The organism is Moraxella lacunata, from assembly GCF_002027545.1.
GTDB lineage: Bacteria > Pseudomonadota > Gammaproteobacteria > Pseudomonadales > Moraxellaceae > Moraxella > Moraxella lacunata.
In genome coordinates this window covers 1-1,013 of sequence record NZ_MXAN01000017.1, presented here as the reverse complement: position 1 = coordinate 1,013, position 1,013 = coordinate 1, and the positions used below count along the sequence as shown (strand labels likewise).

1 protein-coding gene is annotated in these 1,013 nt (G+C 42.2%); it reads right to left on the bottom strand.

The features are described 5' to 3' along the window. Window positions 1-781 (bottom strand): IS110 family transposase (locus B5J94_RS03555; RefSeq protein WP_079363937.1); only part of this gene is annotated, 781 nt, incomplete at its 3' end. Window positions 782-1,013 lie beyond the last annotated feature (232 nt).

The window sequence follows — 1,013 nt, the reverse complement described above, 5'->3', positions numbered from 1 at the left end:
GGCTTTTCCACTTCATGGTGCCACTTTCTTTGGGGTGTGGGGCAACACCCACTAAGGAGGCGATTTGTTTGTTATTTAGGGTACCAAGCTCAGGCAACATTGACATCAAAGTGGCAAGGGTGAGATTACCAACCCCCTTGATGTCTTTAAACTTTTTTGTGGTGTCATCAAAGTGTTTATTTAACGTGTCAATGTCTTGTTCTAGCCTTGCAATCTGTTCATCAAGGTAGCTAATGACCTGTTTAACACTGTCAAGCTGGCTTTGATGAATTTGATGTAAGCGGTTTTTCTCTTGAACACGCATTGATACAAGCTGAGTACGCCGAACAACCAACGCTTCTAAGTGTTCTTGCTCCTTGCTGGGTGGTGCATAAAGGTGTTTGGTAAGTTCAAGCTCATCGAGTGTTAAAAACTTGGCGTATAAAGCAAGCATTTTGGCATCTTGATTGTCTGTCTTGGCATTAGAATAAGACCTAGCAAACTGACTGGTTTTATTAGGGTTGGCAATCACCACACGAAAACCTGCTTGATACAGGGCTTTGGCAAGGGGAATTTCAAGCCCACCTGTGCTTTCAAGCACCACCAATGATAGATGTATACCTGCATTGGTGTTAAGATAAGCCACCGCTTGTTTGATGTCGCCCCCTGTGTTTGAAAAGGTTTTGGTTTTGTCTTTGCAAGAGAGTGATACCACAAAGACTTTCTTACCCACATCAATGCCGCAGTAAATGGCAACATCCGTAGGATTAGAGGCTTGTTTGTTTAATTTAGCATTCATCATTAACCTGCCTTGTATTCGGTTTTGAGTCTATCAACTGTACGGTTTTTTTGATGAAATGTTATCCACTCTTAGAGCTACGAGGCGAACTTAATCTTGGGTGTTACCCTTAATGGTTCTAAGGTGCGTGCAAGATGTGGATAACGGGTTTTTGCTTATTATAACTCATTGGAGATATACAAGGTGCGTAGTACGCACCAATAAGATTTCTATTTAAAAGGTGCGTGGTACGCAC